General features: G+C 64.6%; 12 protein-coding genes. 5 read left to right on the top strand and 7 right to left on the bottom strand.

Annotation, left to right across the window (positions count from 1 at the left end; translation table 11 throughout):
* Positions 1 to 50: 50 nt before the first annotated feature.
* From WBP07_RS25535 to WBP07_RS25525, 3 genes are all read right to left on the bottom strand, one after another.
* The gene (locus WBP07_RS25535) at positions 51 to 1,292 is read right to left on the bottom strand and encodes an arginine deiminase (RefSeq protein ID WP_395397883.1); all 1,242 of its coding nucleotides are present in this window, start codon (positions 1,290 to 1,292) and stop codon (positions 51 to 53) included.
* Positions 1,293 to 1,323: 31 nt separating this feature from the next.
* The gene (locus tag WBP07_RS25530; RefSeq protein ID WP_395397882.1) at positions 1,324 to 2,754 is read right to left on the bottom strand and encodes a basic amino acid/polyamine antiporter; all 1,431 of its coding nucleotides are present in this window, start codon (positions 2,752 to 2,754) and stop codon (positions 1,324 to 1,326) included.
* 77 nt (positions 2,755 to 2,831) lie between these two features.
* Positions 2,832 to 3,467 carry a hypothetical protein gene (locus tag WBP07_RS25525; RefSeq protein ID WP_395397881.1) on the bottom strand — a complete coding sequence of 212 codons (636 nt, stop codon included), beginning with the start codon at positions 3,465 to 3,467 and terminating at the stop codon, positions 2,832 to 2,834.
* 491 nt (positions 3,468 to 3,958) lie between these two features.
* Between WBP07_RS25525 and WBP07_RS25520 the strand changes: the two genes are divergently transcribed.
* Complete coding sequence (locus tag WBP07_RS25520) at positions 3,959 to 5,242, top strand: cystathionine gamma-synthase family protein (RefSeq protein WP_395397880.1); 1,284 nt, start codon at positions 3,959 to 3,961, stop codon at positions 5,240 to 5,242.
* Positions 5,243 to 5,340: 98 nt separating this feature from the next.
* On the opposite strand, the gene WBP07_RS25515 is transcribed toward WBP07_RS25520, so the two are convergent.
* Positions 5,341 to 6,519, bottom strand: a complete 1,179-nt coding sequence (locus tag WBP07_RS25515) for a sulfotransferase family protein (RefSeq protein ID WP_395397879.1) — start codon at positions 6,517 to 6,519, stop codon at positions 5,341 to 5,343.
* Between the two features lie 67 nt (positions 6,520 to 6,586).
* On the opposite strand from WBP07_RS25515, the gene WBP07_RS25510 reads away from it, so the two are divergent.
* Entirely contained in the window at positions 6,587 to 7,060 is a 474-nt protein-coding gene (locus WBP07_RS25510) for a GbsR/MarR family transcriptional regulator (RefSeq protein ID WP_395397878.1), read from the top strand.
* A gap of 3 nt (positions 7,061 to 7,063) precedes the next feature.
* Here WBP07_RS25510 and WBP07_RS25505 read toward each other — a convergent pair whose 3' ends face one another.
* Entirely contained in the window at positions 7,064 to 7,960 is an 897-nt protein-coding gene (locus WBP07_RS25505) for a LysR family transcriptional regulator (protein WP_395397877.1), read from the bottom strand.
* A 118-nt stretch (positions 7,961 to 8,078) separates the two neighbouring features.
* Here WBP07_RS25505 and WBP07_RS25500 point away from each other — a divergent pair, with 118 nt between their 5' ends.
* The 3 genes from WBP07_RS25500 to WBP07_RS25490 all read left to right on the top strand — a co-directional run bounded on the left by WBP07_RS25500 (position 8,079) and on the right by WBP07_RS25490 (position 10,850).
* Positions 8,079 to 8,852, top strand: coding sequence for an alpha/beta fold hydrolase (locus WBP07_RS25500; RefSeq protein ID WP_395397876.1), 774 nt, complete (start codon positions 8,079 to 8,081; stop codon positions 8,850 to 8,852).
* A 70-nt stretch (positions 8,853 to 8,922) separates the two neighbouring features.
* Positions 8,923 to 9,867, top strand: coding sequence for an alpha/beta hydrolase (locus WBP07_RS25495; protein WP_395397875.1), 945 nt, complete (start codon positions 8,923 to 8,925; stop codon positions 9,865 to 9,867).
* A gap of 95 nt (positions 9,868 to 9,962) precedes the next feature.
* The gene (locus WBP07_RS25490) at positions 9,963 to 10,850 is read left to right on the top strand and encodes a LysR substrate-binding domain-containing protein (protein ID WP_395397874.1); all 888 of its coding nucleotides are present in this window, start codon (positions 9,963 to 9,965) and stop codon (positions 10,848 to 10,850) included.
* An 86-nt stretch (positions 10,851 to 10,936) separates the two neighbouring features.
* On the opposite strand, the gene WBP07_RS25485 is transcribed toward WBP07_RS25490, so the two are convergent.
* The gene (locus WBP07_RS25485; protein ID WP_395397873.1) at positions 10,937 to 13,720 is read right to left on the bottom strand and encodes a DUF5695 domain-containing protein; all 2,784 of its coding nucleotides are present in this window, start codon (positions 13,718 to 13,720) and stop codon (positions 10,937 to 10,939) included.
* A gap of 22 nt (positions 13,721 to 13,742) precedes the next feature.
* Positions 13,743 to 16,112 carry a DPP IV N-terminal domain-containing protein gene (locus tag WBP07_RS25480; protein ID WP_395397872.1) on the bottom strand — a complete coding sequence of 790 codons (2,370 nt, stop codon included), beginning with the start codon at positions 16,110 to 16,112 and terminating at the stop codon, positions 13,743 to 13,745.
* Positions 16,113 to 16,266 lie beyond the last annotated feature (154 nt).

The following is a 16,266-nucleotide window of genomic DNA, read 5'->3' as shown; positions in this document are numbered from 1 at the left end:
CAGGTGTTGCTCTTGCCACTCTGCGCCTGCCGGGAGCTGTTCGAATTGGCCTAATCGGCGGCATCGCGAATGATCGGGCAGGTCATGCAGTGACCGCCCCCCCGACCCCTGCCGAGTTCGGCGCCGGAGATGGTGATGACCTCTATCCCGGCCTTGCGCAGCAGGGTGTTGGTATAGACGTTGCGGTCATAGGCGATCACCACGCCGGGTGAGATGCAGACGAGGTTCGCGCCGGAATCCCACTGTGTGCGCTCGCGCATGTAGTGGCTGCCGCCGGTTTCCACCACGCGCATGTTGTCTACCTTGAGCGCGCGGGCGACGGCCGCCACCCAGCCGCCTTCCTCCATCCGCACGTCGAAGCCGCCGTTCGCGCCGGGCCTGATCATGTAGGGCGTGATGGTGTTGACGATGTCGGGATAGATCAGCACGCAGTCCCGGTCCGCAAAGGTGAAGATCGTGTCGAGGTGCATCGCCGCGCGCAGCCGGGGCATGCCTGCCACCAGGATCTGGTCCACCACGCCCTGCTGGAACAGCGAGCGCGCCAGCAAGGCAATGCCCTGGCGCGAGGTGCGTTCGGACATGCCGATCAGCAACGTGCGATTGCCCGCCGGCATGACATCGCCGCCCTCGATGGTGGCAAGGCCGTGATCCTCTTCCGGGTTGCCGTGCCAGATCTTGGTCTTGCCCGCGAAGTCGGGATGGAACTTGTAGATCGCCGTCGTCAGCAGCGTCTCGTCCTTGCGCGCGGGCCAATAGAGCGGATTGACCGTGCAGCCGCCGTAAATCCAGCAGGTGGTGTCGCGCGTGTAGAGTGTGTTGGGAAGCGGGGTGATCAGGTATCGCCCGATCCCCGGCGTGCCGCGAATGAGCGACATCAGCGCACCGGAGTGGCTTTCGGGGAATTCGTCCACCGACAGGCCGCCGATCAGAATTTCAGCCAATTCCCGGTCTGGCAGGCCTTCCAGGTAGCTTCGCACGTCGGTCAGAAGGCCCAGGCCCACTTCGTTTTCGGTCACGCGGTGATCCAGTATCCACTTGCGCGCCTCGGGCATGCTGACGGTCGTGGTCAGCAGATCATGCATCTCGACGACGTCGACGCCGCGGTCCCGCATTTTCTGCTGGAAATCGAGATGGTCGCGTTTGGCGGCATCCACCCAGAGCACGTCATCGAACAACAAGTCGTCGCAGTTGGACGGTGTCAGCCGCTGGTGCGCTCGACCCGGCGCGCAGACCATGACCTTGTGCAGTTTGCCGACTTCAGAATGAACGCCATAAGGGATGTCTGAGGACATGAGGCACTCCTTCAAAAACAGATATTTCAGTTCACGGAACGATGCGGCCGGTCAGCAGCCCGGCCAGGCCGATCAGACCTGCGGCCAGGACGACCAGGAAAATCACCAGTTCGATCGGCTTGAACAATCGCACTCCCTGTTCGCGCCTGGCCCAGACGTAGAGGACCGCCGTGCCGGGGATCAGCAGGATGGCCACCAGCATGACGTGCTCCAGCCCTGCCGCCACGAACATCACGATCGAATAGAACACCGCCACCCAGGCGATGAACTGGTCGCGCGGGGCAGAGCCGACTTCTGCGCCGTAGCCCTCACGGCGGCGAGCGATCAGCACGCCGTACCCCGCGACCAGCAAATAGGGCAGCAGGGCACTGACACTGGTCAGGTCCAGCATGAGGTTGAAGGCGTCCTGCGACCAGTATGTCGAAACCACGAAGAGCGAGACGACGATGTTGGACAGCCATAGCGCGTTGGCCGGTACCCGATTGCGGTTCTCTTCCGAAAAGAGCCGAGGCATGTCGCGCGACTTGGCTGCCGCGAAAAGCACCTCGGCACAGATCAGCGACCATGCGAGATAGGCGCCGAGCACCGAAACCAGCACGCCCACTGAAATGAACACACTGCCCCATGGCCCGACGACCGCAGCCAGCGCGCTGGCGAGCGAAGGCTGGCGCAGTCCGGCGACCTCTGCCTGCGGCATTACCGCATAGGGTAGCAGCGTCACTGCGACCATCAGGCCCGTCACTCCGACGAACCCCAGGATCGTCGCGGTGCCGACATCGGCACGGGTTCGAGCGAAGCGTGAATAGACGCTGGCGCCCTCGATACCCAGGAAGACGAAGACGGTGATCAGCATGGTGTCGCGGACCTGGGCCACCAATGTCTTCTCCGGCATGCCTTCGCCGCCCCAGAAGTTGGCCGCGAAGGTGTCCCAGTGAAACGCCAGCAGCATCAGCAGCAGCGCCGCCAGAATGGGCACGATCTTGGCGATGGTGACGACGAAGTTGATGTAGGTTGCCTGCTCAATCCCCCTAAGGATCATGAAATGGAAGGCCCAGATGCCGACCAGCGAAACGCCAATTGCAACTGCGGAGCTGCCGTCCCCGAAGATCGGGAAAAATTTACCCAAGGTCGCGCCGATCAAGACCCAGTAGAACACGTTGCCCAGGATCGAGCCCAGCCAGTATCCAAAGGCGGAGAGGAATCCCATGTAGTCGCCGAAACCCGCCTTGGCGTAAGCGAAGACGCCGGCGTCGATATCGGGTTTGCGTTCCGCCAATGCCTGGAAGACCCGCGCCAACGCGTACATGCCGGTGCCGGCGATGAGCCATGCGATGATCGCCCCGAACGGCCCCGTGGCCGTTCCTAACCGCGCCGGCAGATTGAAGATGCCCGCACCGATCATCGATCCGACGACCATTGACGTCAGCGAAAACAGCGAGATCGTATTGTCTTTGCTCGTCATCTACGTCTCCCGGCGTGGAATTTCGATGGTCGGCGCAGTTTGTTCATTCAGCGCTCTGAATTCTTTCGGCCTTACCGTTACAAATTGGCCCGCAAGGTGATGGCAGGCAGGAATTTGAATGCGGAGCGGTCCGCACTGTCCAGGTTCGAGTCGACCTCCAGCCAAAGCACCCCGACGCCGAGTGCATGCAGCGGGTTCGGGCGGCCGGGCGGAGGAGCCAGCAAGTTCGCGATATCAATTCCCGCGAACCCCTCGAACCGCCAATCCCTTCGCTTCCCCGGCACGGCAAGGTCGTTATTCAGGTACCAACGACGATCGATCGAGACTTCGCCAATCAGCCCCACTCCATCGTCCAGCACCGGATAGTAAGCATCGATGAAAAGCTCTACGGCGAGGTAGTCGTCCGTGCTGTTGCTGGAATTCAGCCATCGCGGAGCGAGTTCCACGCCGATTGCCCCGGCGCCGACATCCGCGCCGTACCGCACGCCGGCCGTCAAGGTCTGGTCCGTGGCAAGGCCGCTGCTGAAGAAATCGTCCATGATGTGCGCCACTTCATAGCGTGCGAAACCAGCGAAGCCCGACGGGCTTTGATGCGTGCGCAGCTCAAGCGATGCGGCAACGGTCGATTCCGTGATGTCCCCATGTTCCAGCAGCATGGATGGGCCGGCGTCGAATTCGATTTCCAGCCGGTCCGACAAGGGCTGGGTCGTCATGAACGTAAGCGCGGTGGTTGTGGATGTGCTTGTCCGCGAATTCGACCCCAACGGATTGTGGGAGGCGATCTCAGGCGCAAATTCGAGTTCGATCGCCGTTTCGCCGACACGCGTTCCGTCATACCCGGGAATGTGGAGCCGATCGACTTCTTCGTGGGAACCGCTTGCGTCGGAGCTTGCAGCCTCTGCTTCGCTATCCGCTGTTTCCGGAGGTGCCGCGAGCGCCGGGAGAGGAGTACATGCCAAAAGCAGACCGAAAGTGCGCGCTGCGGCGCCTTTCATGTCGCGTTCCACGCAAAGCTTTGAAGCTCCATGCAATACTGTGGTAATGCAGCGTGAAGAATTTTTCTGCCCGTGAGAAGCTTCATATTTTGCAGCCCTCGGTGCTCCCGGGAAATGGTGCTTGAGATTTCTGAATTAGGCTATCGGGGAAAACCCCCATACCTGCGTCGCCCAGATCGCGTTCGTTCCGGCATTGAAGGAGAGACGAGATGACTGCTCCGCGTGAAAGCAAGACCAGCATCGGCAACCACAAGCTGCACCCCGATACGCTCATGCTCAATTACGGCTACGATCCGTTTCTTTCCGAAGGTGCCGTCAAGCCGCCGGTCTTCCTGACATCGACGTTCGTTTTCCCCACGGCGGAGGAGGGGCGCGACTTCTTCGACTATGTCGCGGGGCGCAAGGAGCCGCCCCCGGGGCAGGGGCGCGGGCTTGTCTATTCGCGGTTCAACCATCCGAACAGCGAGATCGTGGAGGATCGGCTTTCGGTATTCGAAGGTGCGGAGGCGGGCGTGGTCTTCTCGTCCGGCATGGCCGCGATCACGACGACGATCCTGGCCTTCGCGCGGCCGGGCGACGTGATCCTGCATTCGCAGCCGCTCTATGGCGGCACGGAAACGCTGCTGGCGCGCACTTTCGCCAACTTCGGCATCAAGGCGGTCGGTTTCGCGGACGGATTGGATGAGGCGGCGGTGACCGCCGCGGCCAAGCAGGCGAGCGCGGCCGGCCGCGTGTCTATCGTCCTGGTCGAGACGCCTGCCAATCCCACCAACAGCCTGGTCGATATCGCGCTGTTGAAGCGGGTGTGCGACGCGATTGGAGAAGAGCAGGGCCATCGCCCGCTGCTGGTTTGCGACAACACGCTGCTGGGCCCGGTTTTCCAGCACCCCTTGCAGCATGGCGCGGATATCTCGCTCTATTCGCTGACCAAGTATGTCGGCGGGCATTCGGACCTTGTCGCCGGGGCGGCGCTCGGCTCGGCCAAGCTGATGCGCGAGGTGCGCCTGCTGCGCAGCGCGATCGGCACGCAGCTCGATCCGCACAGTTGTTGGATGCTCAGCCGCTCGCTGGAAACGCTGGGCATGCGGATGGAGCGCGCCAACTCCAATGCGGCGGCGGCGGCAACGTTCCTGAAGGACCATGCCAAAGTGCAGAAGGTGGCCTATCCGGCGTTCTATCCCGCCGGATCGCGGGAGGCGAACATCTTTGCCGCGCAGAGCAGCGCGGCGGGATCGACCTTCGCCTTCGATATCGTCGGCGGTCAGCCGGCGGCGTTCCGTTTCCTGAACGCATTGCAGATCTTCAAGCTGGCCGTCAGCCTGGGCGGAACGGAATCGCTGGCCAGTCACCCGGCGACGACCACGCATTCCGGCGTCCCGATCGAAGTGCGGGACCGCATCGGCGTGCTGGAATCGACCATCCGCCTGTCGATCGGCGTGGAGCATCCCGACGATATCGTCGCCGATTTGACGCAGGCGCTGGACGCGGTCTGACGCGCTTCCGGGCGGTGATGGCGTGGTGAATCCGCGCCATCATCGCCTGCTCACGTCGATGCCTGTTAAGGCCGATGCCTGTTCAAGCCGATGCCCGTTCAAGCTGATGCCTGCGCGCGCGCCAGACCATCGTGCTCTGTAGGGATGGAGAAGCGGCCGGCGTAGTCGGCAAACCTTGCCCGCACCGTGTCGGCATCGAGGCCATATTGTTCCAGCGCGTAGTCGTTCCGGCCGCGCGCGTTTTTCGGGTTGGACGCATGCCAGTGCGCCACTGCATTGGCCACGGCATCTGGCGTGTCGATGCCAAGGCCGGCATGGATGCCGCGCATCTCCGCCACCGGATCGGCCGCCAGCGCATAGTAGTCGACATGGATGACGCGGCTGCCATGCGGGCCGGCATCGAAGGCCATGATCCGGTCCACATGCCGATCGATGAAGTGCAGCATGTCGCGGCCCACCTCATGCCGGTCCACCGGCGCGGCGGAGCATAGGCCGCGCAAGTTCCAGGTCATCTTCGCAATCGAGGCGACGACTTGCGCCGGATCGCGGTGAGTCATCACGAAGCGGGCGTCGGGGTAGACCTCCAGTATCTCGTTCATGGCCAGAACGTGGTTCGGATACTTCAGCGCCCATGGCTTGCGTGCGCCGCGCCATTGCAGGCACTGCAGCTGGCGCTTGTGGATGCGGTAGGTCTGCGTCAGGTCCAGCCCGTCCAGCAGCCAGTCGAAGTACCCCGGCACGCGGTAGAGGTTGTGCAATCCCGCCGCGCCCCAGCTCTGCTGGAGGAAGGCGTGGCATTCGTCCGATCCATCCTCGTCATAGAGATGTAGCGCCTCGAAACCGTCGAAATGCGGGCGGGCCTTCTGCATTGCGCGCCAGGCAGCGCGCCGGTTTTCGATCGAGGCGGGGGCGAAACCCGGCGGAGGGGAAGGCATGCTGGATTCCCAGGTGCGGACCAGGCGAAACCGGGGGTCGCGGTCGAACAGGTACTGGAAATAGGTCGTACCCGATCGCGGCAGGCCCATCAGGAAAACTGGCGCTTCGATCGGCTCCGCCGCGATCTCGGGATAGTCGCGCAGCCATTTCAGGCATTCCAGCCGGTTGGTCGCGTCCATCAGCAGAGTGGCGGCGATCCGTCGTTCCCCCGCCGCCGAGACCGGAAAGTTGGCGCCTATGTCCGCGATCAGCCGGACAAGATTGTCGGCGACGCCCGCATCGCCGTCGGCAATCCCCGCGCGCTCCTCTGCCTGCGCCATGATCGATGCGGCATCGAGCATCGCCTGTCTCCCCATCTTGATTCTTGTTGTCGGCAAGAATATTCGGTAAATTCCGAATATGTCAAACATGATGACCAGCGATCAGCGCCGCTTCGTCGACGATATGGCTGCATTGCTGCTGCCGTGGGGGATGCAGCCGGGTGCGGCCAATCTCTACGCCTATCTATTGCTCTGCGATGCACCGGTAACGCTGGACGAGATCGCCGGCGCGCTTGGCATGGCCAAGAGCAGCTCCAGTGTTGCCGCCCGCGCGCTGGAACAGTTCGGCCTTGCGCGCCGTCATGCCGAAGCGGGGACCAAGCGCGTGCGGTATAGCGCCTCGGAATCCTATTCGGGCTTCCTGGCCAACCAGGCGCGCCTGCTGGACGATCTGGGCCGTCTGGCCGAAACCCGCGCGCGCGGCGTGGCGGAGGGCGATACCTTGCGCCGCCTTCGCTATCTGGCGGCCTTCCATCGGAAAATGGCAGCGACGATCACGGGACGGATCGCCGAACTTGCGGACGAATTCCTGCGCGATGGCCCGGACGATGAATTGCGTTGAACCTCAAGGCGCGTCGGCTTCCGTGGGAAACCGCGCCTCCGCCACGAAGGCGGCAACGGTCGCGGCGCGCTCGTCCGCACGGGTGGCAAGCGCCAGCGAGACTTTTGGGGATACACCCGTAAGGTCGTGATAGGTCACGCCCTTGAATGAGGCGTCTCGCATCGATTCCGGCACCAGCGCCACGCCCAGCTCTGCCGCCACCAGCGCGAGAACCGAGGCGACCTGCGGGGCCGACTGACCCAGAATCGGTTCGAAACCAGCGCTGCGGCACCCGTCCAGCGTCGTATCGAACAGCGTCGGCCCGAGCGCGCGCGGGGTGAGGATGAACGGGTCGTTCGCCAGCTGCTCCAGCCGGATCGGTTCGCCATGCGGCATGCGGGCCGAAGCGAGCGCGGCGATCAGCGGTTCGTCGGCCAGATGGAACAGCCGCAGGTCCTGCTTGTCGATCGCGTCCGGGCGCAGGAAGGCCACGTCCAGACTGCCGTTGCGCAACCCCTCTACCAGCCCGTTGGAATTGTGTTCGGCCAGGCTCAGCTCGACATCGGGAAAGCGCCGGCGATAGATGCGAATGGCCTGCGGAACGCGGGGATTGAATGCGGCCGATCCGGTGAAGCCCACGCGGATCCGGCCGGTTTCTCCTGCCGCCGCGCGTTGCGCCGCGTCGACCGCGTCGGCCACGATCTGCGGTATCTGGCGGACGCGTTCCTCAAACGCACGGCCGGCCTCGGTCAGTTCGGCGCCTTGCGGAATGCGGTGGAACAGCGGTGTGCCCACTTCCGTCTCCAGGCTCTTGATCTGATGGCTCAGCGGCGGCTGGCCGATCCCCAGCCGATGCGCGGCGCGGGTGAAGTGGCGTTCTTCCGCAACGGCGAGAAAATAGCGGATGTGTCGCAGTTCCACTTCGAGCGTGCTCCCAGATGCCGTGCCGAACATCATACATAGAATATATCAAGATCGCCTTCATCATGAATTGGACAGATGGAGTGTGCAAGAGCATCTCGCCGGCAGGAGATTTGATATGGCGAGTCTGGCGATCGATACCGGTGCAACGCGGATGCGGGCCGGGTGGAATTGGGAAAGTCCGCAGCGCGCTGCCGCGCTTGAGCCGGTGGTGTTCCTGCCGGGGCTGCTGTGCGACCAGGCGCTGTGGCGCCGGCAGATCCACGCGCTGGCGGACGTGGCGGCGCCCATGGTGGCCGATCTCACGCTGGACGATACCATCGGCGCCATGGCGGAACGGACGCTGGCGGCGGCGCCTTCGCGCTTCTCGCTCGTGGGCTTGTCGATGGGCGGCTATGTCGCGCTGGAAATCATGCGCCGCGCGCCGGAGCGGATCACGCGGTTGGCGCTGATCAATTCCAGCGCCCGTGGCGATACGCCCGAACGCACCCAGCAGCGCATGGCCGGCATCGAATCGCTGCGCCGGGGCAAGTTCCTGGGCATCACGCACAAGCTGCTGGGCCAGTTGGTCCATCCCGATCACACCAGCGGCCCGGTGGCGGACGAGATGCGCGCCATGGCATCCCGCGTGGGTGGGGAGGCGTTCATTCGCCAGCAGCATGCGATCATGACGCGCCCGGACTCGCTCGATGGCCTCAGCGATATCGCGGTGCCGACGATGGTGGTGGTGGGTGATGGCGATCGCATCACCCCGCCGGATCACGCGCGCGAGATCCACGAGCGGGTGGCAGGCTCCAGCTTCTACGAGATCGGTTCGTGCGGGCACATGGCCGCGCTGGAGCATCCCGAACAGACCAATTTCCTGCTACGCAACTGGCTCGCCCGCGACTGAGCCGTGCGGCGGATTTCGGCGGCCGGCTGCAAAGGTTGACCCCGCTCCGAAAGCGCGTAGCTTCTGTTAAGTGCAAGCAACTCCAGAATGTCCTGCCGAATATCCTGGATGGCGTGAATATCGCCAGCTGCTGACGCAGCGCTTTGGCTTCGTGTCGCCCAACGAACCGCTGGAGCGCTGGTACGCATGGCGCGGCCATGCCTTGCACATCGACCTGCACGAACCGGAAGGCCCTGCGCGCGGCACGCTGGTGCTGGTGCATGGCGCCGGCGGGCATGGCCGTCTGCTTGCGCCGCTGGGCATGCTGGCGACAAGCCTGGGCTGGCGCGCGATTGCGCCGGACTTGCCGGGCTACGGCGTCACCCGCTGCGCGCCGGGCGTTCAGGCGGACTATCGCGATTGGCCCGAATGCATTGCCGGGATCGTTCGCGAACAGGCCGGGCCAGTGGTGATCATGGGCCTTTCGGTCGGCGGAATGACGGCGCTGCGCGCCTCGCAACTGGCGGGAAATGCCGTGGGCGTGATCGCCACGACGCTGGTGGACTTGTGCAACGCCGGCCATTTCGTGGGGGCGGCGCGCCATCGCTGGCTGACGCGGTTTTCACTCACGCTGATGCGGCATATGCCCTGGGCGATCGACGGATTGCCGTTCCGGCTGGACTGGGTGACGCCGCTGGCGGCGATGTCGACCGACCCGGCCATGCGCGAATGGTTCCGGCATGACAGCCTGATCGGCCGCCGCACGGTGCGCGGCCGCTTTTTCCGCAGCCTGCACGAATACCGTCCCAATCAGGCGGACCTCGCCTTGCCCTGCCCGCTCCTGCTCGCGCATCCGGGCGCGGACGAGTGGACGCCGCTGGCGATGAGCGAACCGACTTTCGACGCCATTCCCGGGCCGAAGCGCCTGCGCGTGCTGAGCGGCGGATCGCACATGCCGTCCGAGCCGGAGGCCTGGGCTGAACTGAGCGAGGAGGTGGGCACGTTTCTGCGCCAGTCGGAAAGCCGGCTGAACTAGGCGCTGGCTTACACTCGATGTCTTCGGCCTTGAGTGCGATGGGCTGGCATCTTACTCGATGTGCATTGCCGCTCTGGATCGCCTAACCGCCCGCCATGTATCGCCCGCCTTCCCTCAATACCTTGCGCGCGCTGGAAGCGGCCGCGCGCCATCGCAGCTTCACCCGCGCGGCGGAGGAACTGGGCGTTACCCACGGCGCGATCAGCCACCGTGTGCGCGAAGTGGAGCAGCGCTTGGGCGCGGCGATGTTCGAGCGGCGCGGCAACCTGATGGAGCCCACGCAGGCCGCCCGGCAGATTCTGCCGACGGTGCGCCAGTCGCTGGAACTGATTGCCAGTGTCTTCCCCGCACCGCCGCAGGGCGAGCGGCAAGTGCTGAAGATCGCAGTGCTGCCTTCGTTTGCGGCACAATGGCTGGTGGCGCGGCTGGCGGATTTCCACGATGCGCACCCCGGCATTTCCATCGCGCTGGATGCGCGGATCGACGTCAGCCGGATCGGCGCGGACGGGCTGGACGCGGGGATCCGCTATGGCGGCGGCAATTGGCCGGGCCTCGCCAGCGAGCGGCTGATGACCGACATGCTGTTTCCCGCCTGCTCGCCCGAATACCGCGCGCGGATGGAGATAGCGGGGCTGGAGGACTTCGCGCGCTGCCGGTTCCTGCGCAACAGTTGGCAGACCTGGACGCCGTGGTTCCAGCGCGCCGGGATCAGTTTGCCGGAGCCTGCCGACAGCCTGCCTTACGACGATGCCGCGCTGATGTTGGAGGCCACGATCGCGGGGCACGGTATTGCGCTGGTGCGCCGGGTTATCGCGCAGGATGCGCTTCAGGCCGGGCGTCTGGTGCGGTTATCGGACGTGGAGATCCCGTTCGAGGGGGCTTATCACTTCGTCTGGGATGCCAACACGCCCAAGCCCCGGCTGGATGCCATCGCCGCGTTCGGAGCGTGGCTGGCGGCGCGGTTGCGGGCCGAGTTTTCGTGATGCCCAGAATCTTGCAGCCTTAAACCACGTCGCCCCCGCCTGCGCGGGGACGACGTGGTTTTTGTGGGATAGGTAGTTGCCGCCGATCAGCGCGGCGTCAGCGTTACCACCGTCGGATTGCCACCAAGCGGGATGGCGTAGCCGTCACGATCCGCCGTGCCGGTATCGGTCGCATAAGTGCGGCCGCCGGCAGTGGTGGTCTGGAACAGCAGGCGCGCGGCTGGATCGGTGGCGGTCGCCGGATCGAGCGTCAACGCGACCTTGCCGGTGGCAGCGTCATAGCTGGCGCTCTGGATGCGGCCCGCTTCCAGCGTGACCCACAGGCCGGCGGGCGCGATGAACAGGCGGCGGCGGGCGCCGTCCTTCGGCGTCAAATTGACTTGCTTGCCCTTAGTGGTCAGGTCGCCGCCGAAGCCCAGCCAGCCGAACTGCGGATCGTTGACCATGTAGCTCGCCGCCGTGATGGCATGGCCGTAGAAGCCCATGCCATAGTCGCCGGTGATCGCATCCCACTTCATCATGTCCGGCCAGGAATGGAACGCGGCCGAGCCGAAGCCCTTCTGGTCGATGTTGGTGATGCCGCCCATCATGCCGCCGTAAGCGACGCGCAGCAGGTGCAGGTCGGCGGGGTTCTGGCGATAGGCGTCGAACAGCGGAACCGCATTGAGCGCCGATCCATAGTGGTGGATCTGCCGCTCGATACGCGAAACCTTGCCGCCGTAGAGGAAGTCCCAATAACGGCGCGCATTGCCGTTATAACCCCAGCTGGGGATCGTGGGGTCGTAACCCAGGATCACTTCGCGCGTCTCGTCGGCCTGCGGCTGGAATCCGAAGTAGCGCATCCAGGCGTAGACTTCGGGCTGGCCGGTGGAATCCCACGCCATCTCGCTGCCGAACGGATACTTCATCGAACGCCAGTGATCGGCGCGCTGCTTCATCAGCCCTTCCATCTCGGTGGCCTCGGCCGTCATGCCCTCGCGCTTCAGGTCCTTCAGGATATCGACGAAGATATCGCCTTCCATCTGGCCGAATTCGGCATAGTACGGCGCATCGCGCATCATCGCGACGGTCGTGTGGTAGGCCCACTCAAGGTAGAATTTCCAGTCGTGCTGCTTGACCAGCCCGGCATTGTCGCGCGCCAGGCGGTAGAGCACCCAGTGCCCGATGGCGACGTGGGGATAGTTGTAGGACCGGCCGAGATCGTCCGAATCCTTTTTCGACCATGCGGTCCAGTTCTTCCAGTTGATCTTGGGATCGTAGTAGTTCGGGAACGCGACCGGGTCGTAGTAGAAGATGCTCTTCTTGACGGCACCGGCCTGCGGGCCGTCCTTGACCTGAAGCGTGCCGAGCACGGTCTCGTTGACGAGGCGCTCCAGCTTGGCGACTTCTTCCGGGTTAGGATTGTCGAGCTGCTTGATCGCGGCGGCGACCCACGAACCGGCGCCGCCTTCGTCGCTCATGCCCGAAACCCAGACGCGGCCATCCTGCGTGAGGATCTTGTTGTCCTCCCGGTCATAGGAGAGGATCGCGGGGCTGCGGTGGAAGGGGTCCCCCTTGCCTTCGAACCACTGGTCGGTGGTGGTGAAGTGGCCAAGGTCCGCCATCACCTGCTCAAGCGGCTTGGTGATGTAGTAACTGACGGTCTGCTTCTGCCCGTCCGCATAAGTAACCGTCAGGCGCGCCTGGCCCCAGCCGCTGGCCTTGATCTGGTAGCGGGCCCAGCCCCCCCCACTTTTATAGGCGCCGCTTTTCTCCGGCGTGGCGGTGAGCGAACCTTCGGGGAAGGATTCGATCTTGGCCACCTTGCTCGGCGTCTTCAGGAACAGGCTGGCGGTCTGGTCGGTGGGCACGACATAGCCGGGAATGCCGACGGCGACCGGGCGCTTTTGCGCGACGAGGGTATCCTCGATGGCGCGGATGTTGGGCGCGGTCACGAAGCGCAGGCCGATCGTGCGGCTCTCGCCCGGGGCAAGCGTGAAGCTGGTCGGCTCGTTCCACTGCTGGCCGGCCTTTGCCCATTCCTTTTCGGCAAAGCCCTTGCTGGCGACCGTCCAGTCGTAAAAGCCTTCGGAAACCTGGCTGCGCGGGCTCTTGTCGGTGAAGATGTCGCTCTTGGGCGCCCAACCTTGCTGAAGGATCGGGCGATAGGCTTCCAGCGGCGTGCCCTTCTCGGGCAGGACCAGCAGCGCCGGGCCTTCGCCGTTCAGGCGCGTGACCTGAAGGTAGCCGGCATCGCGGCCGATATAGGGATCGACGAAGCTAGCCTGCGCATGCGCGGAATCGAGATCGCGGTCGAGGATGATGTTGTCGAACACCATCGGCATGCCCAGGCCGCCGATCTCCACGGCGGCGTCGCCGGTGTTGACCAGCGTGAAGCGCAGGACCAGCACGCCGTCCTCGTTCACCCAGCGCCGCTCGACGCGCAGCGGGATGCCGGATCCCATCGATGCGGTGATGTCGGCCGCAGCGAGTACGCCCTTGCCACCCGTCAGCGCGGCAATCTGCTTGCGCGCGTGGGCGGAGGAGAAGTCCTGCCAGTCGGATTTCTCGCCATTTTGGCCTGCCGTCTTCAGGCGGATATGGATGTCGCCGATATGGACGTAGCCGTCGGCGGCGCGCTCCGCCTCGCGCCCCGCAGGCACGAAGTCGAACACGGCGTTGCCCTTGGGCGAAAGGTGGGCGAGCGTCTGGGTATCGGCCCGCAGCGCCAGATCGAAGGCCGGGGTCTGCATCTCGGTCTTCTGGATCGGCGGATAGACCGGCTTCGGTTTTTCCGCTTCCTCTGCCTGCGCCGCCGCCATCGGCAGCAGGGCCGGCACCGGCGCCAGCACCAGCGCGATCAGGGGGAGGGGCTTCAGAAGACGCTTCATGTCAAAACCTCGACAGGGGATTTCAGTGGGCCAGCGCGACTGCCGGAGCGGCAGGCTTCACGGGGCCGAGCGGCGGCGGTGTCTCGCCGAGCAGATAGAGGGTGAAATAGTCGCGCAGCTTCTTCCAGAAGAAGGGCTGGTAGACGTTGTGCGTGGCATTGGGCACCACCACCATGTCCACATCGCGGCCGGCATCGATCAGCGCCTTGGCCAGGCGGAAGCTTTCGGTGACCGGTACGTTGTCGTCGATGTCGCCGTGGACCAGCAGCAGGTGGCCCTTGAGCTGGTTCGCCACCGCCATGTTCGAATTGCGCTCCCAAGTCGCCGCGTCGGCCTCGCCCATGGAGACTTCGGGCCACCAGGTCTTGTCGAGCCTAAGGTCATGGTTGCCGGAAGCCGACACGCCCACCTTGAAGAAGTCCGGCCGGCGCAGCACGAAGCGGGCGGTGTCGTAGCCACCGGCAGAACCGCCGAACACGCCGACGCGGTTCACGTCCATGTAGGGATACTTGGCGGCCATTTGGCGGATCAGCGTGATGTGATCGTCCAGCCCCACTTCGCCCAGGTTCTGGAATGCCGGGAGGCGGAACTCCTGCCCACGGCGCGAGGTGCCGGTGCCGTCTATCATCACGACCACGGCGCCGATCTGCGCGACGCTGTTGCCGGGCACCCGCAGTGCCATGCCCCAGGTGGAGGGAACGTCGGTGGTGGTGGGGCCGGTGTAGACGTTGTCGATCACCGGATAGCTGCGCTTCGGGTCGAAGTGCGCGGGGCGGAAGATCATGCCGTAGATCGGCGTCTTGCCGTCCGCCGCCACGCCCTTGAACGGTTCGGGCGGGGTGTAGCCGGCGGCCAGAAGGCGGCTGTCGTCGGCCTTGGCCAGTTCCATCACGATCTTGCCGGTCGCGCCGTCGCGCAGCACGGCGCGGGTCGGCGTGGTCGGGCTCGACATCTGGTCGACGATCCACTTGCCGTCGGGCGAGACTTGCGCGTCATGGTCGAGCGGCTCGGGCGTCAGTTCGGTGAGGGCGCCTCCCTTGAGCGACACACGGTAGAGCGCGCGCCAGTAGGGATTGCGGACTTCCTCGCGCCCGACGCCGGTGACGATCAGTGAGGACTTGTCCTCCGCCACGTTGTCGACCGAGAGCACTTCCCAGTTTCCGGTGGTCAGCGCCTTGCCGCCGTCCGGATTGTCGGGAGTGACGAGGTAGAGTTGGGCCCAGCCGCTGCGCTCGGAGATCGAGAGTTCGCCGCCCAGTTCGGGAGACGGGAAGATCATCGAGGAGGTGACGGTGATGACCGGCTTCACCGCCTCGTGCGCCACGATCTTTGTCGCGCCGGTGGCCGGATCGGCCACGTAGACCGCCTGCTGGCGATAGCCGCGCTCGGTCCACTGCATGCGCGGCTTGCCGTTCACCCAGTTCATGTCCGGCGGGGAGGGATAGAGGATGGACTCGGCCGGCATCTGCACCGGCACGACCTTCGCCTTGCCCGTCTTCAGTGCGGACTGCACGTCGACGACGAAACGCGTCGCTTGCGGCAGCTTTTCGGCGCCGGCGAGCGGATAGACGTAATTGAAGCTGCGCGGATAGAAGCTGCCCGGCGGGTTCTGCTGGGTGATCGAAAGCTTCTTCACCTCACGCGTGTCGAGCCGCCAGCTCAACAGATAGCGGCCATCGGGCGACCAGGCGCCGGAAACGGGCATGGCCGGTTCCTCGGTCCCTTCGCGCAGGATCTGCGAGAGTTCGGGGATAGAGCGGCCATAGGGCTGCTCACGCGTGCCATCGGTGGTCAGCGCGACTTCGCGGCCCGATGCCACGTCGACGGCATAGAGGTTGTATCCGCGCGCGACGATCTTCGTCTTGCCGTCGGGCGAGGGCAGGTCGAGCTGCGGTGCCTCCGGCGCGACTTTCTCGGCCTTGCCATCGGCGCCGATCCGCCAGTGCGCGTCCAGCGCCGCGAAGCCCAGCGTGGCCTTGTCCGGATCGTAGTCGACATCGGCAAGATGCGCGTCATCCAGCGTCACTGCCTTGCCGCTCGCCTGCGACAACGCGGCGAGCAGGCTGGCGGTGGTCGCCACTTCGCGCAATTGCTGCGTGCCAAGGTCCAGGAACAGGAAGCGCTGACTGCTGCGATTGCCGGTGCGGTAGAACAGGCCCGCGTTCTTGTCGCTGCCCACGAAGCTGGGCGCGACATTGGCATTGTCGATCAGATCGGCGATACCGCTGCCCAGAAACGTGTCGGCGGCGGCATAGCGCTCCGCTATGCTCGGCGGCGGCGTATGGGCAGCTGCCGTCTGCATCGCTGGTGTTTGCGCAGGGCGCGCCAGCGCGAAGCCGGGCTGCATGGCCACGGCAAGCGCCAGCAGGCTGACTGCGGCAGGTTTTTTCAAGACACGAACGAAAGGAAGAGAAATCAAGGGGGTGCTCATGCCATGTACCCATCGCTTGGCTTCGGAAAGATGTATGGGTTCTTGACGCCCATCCCGGAAAGGGTCAAGAAAAATATACGATATATGATCTGAGCATTTCAAACGTGCTTCGATC

This window comes from Novosphingobium oxfordense (assembly GCF_044029435.1).
Taxonomy (GTDB): domain Bacteria; phylum Pseudomonadota; class Alphaproteobacteria; order Sphingomonadales; family Sphingomonadaceae; genus Novosphingobium.
Note: the sequence above shows the minus strand (reverse complement) of the source record. Positions and strands in the feature narration are given on the sequence as shown.

Coding starts and splice junctions, on each gene's coding strand:
- WBP07_RS25500 (WP_395397876.1), top strand. CDS start 8,079: ATGGCGAGTCTGGCGATCGATACCGGTGCAACGCGGATGCGGGCCGGG.
- WBP07_RS25485 (WP_395397873.1), bottom strand. CDS start 13,720: ATGAAGCGTCTTCTGAAGCCCCTCCCCCTGATCGCGCTGGTGCTGGCG.
- WBP07_RS25510 (WP_395397878.1), top strand. CDS start 6,587: ATGATGACCAGCGATCAGCGCCGCTTCGTCGACGATATGGCTGCATTG.
- WBP07_RS25530 (WP_395397882.1), bottom strand. CDS start 2,754: ATGACGAGCAAAGACAATACGATCTCGCTGTTTTCGCTGACGTCAATG.
- WBP07_RS25535 (WP_395397883.1), bottom strand. CDS start 1,292: ATGTCCTCAGACATCCCTTATGGCGTTCATTCTGAAGTCGGCAAACTG.
- WBP07_RS25525 (WP_395397881.1), bottom strand. CDS start 3,467: ATGACGACCCAGCCCTTGTCGGACCGGCTGGAAATCGAATTCGACGCC.
- WBP07_RS25520 (WP_395397880.1), top strand. CDS start 3,959: ATGACTGCTCCGCGTGAAAGCAAGACCAGCATCGGCAACCACAAGCTG.
- WBP07_RS25490 (WP_395397874.1), top strand. CDS start 9,963: ATGTATCGCCCGCCTTCCCTCAATACCTTGCGCGCGCTGGAAGCGGCC.
- WBP07_RS25515 (WP_395397879.1), bottom strand. CDS start 6,519: ATGCTCGATGCCGCATCGATCATGGCGCAGGCAGAGGAGCGCGCGGGG.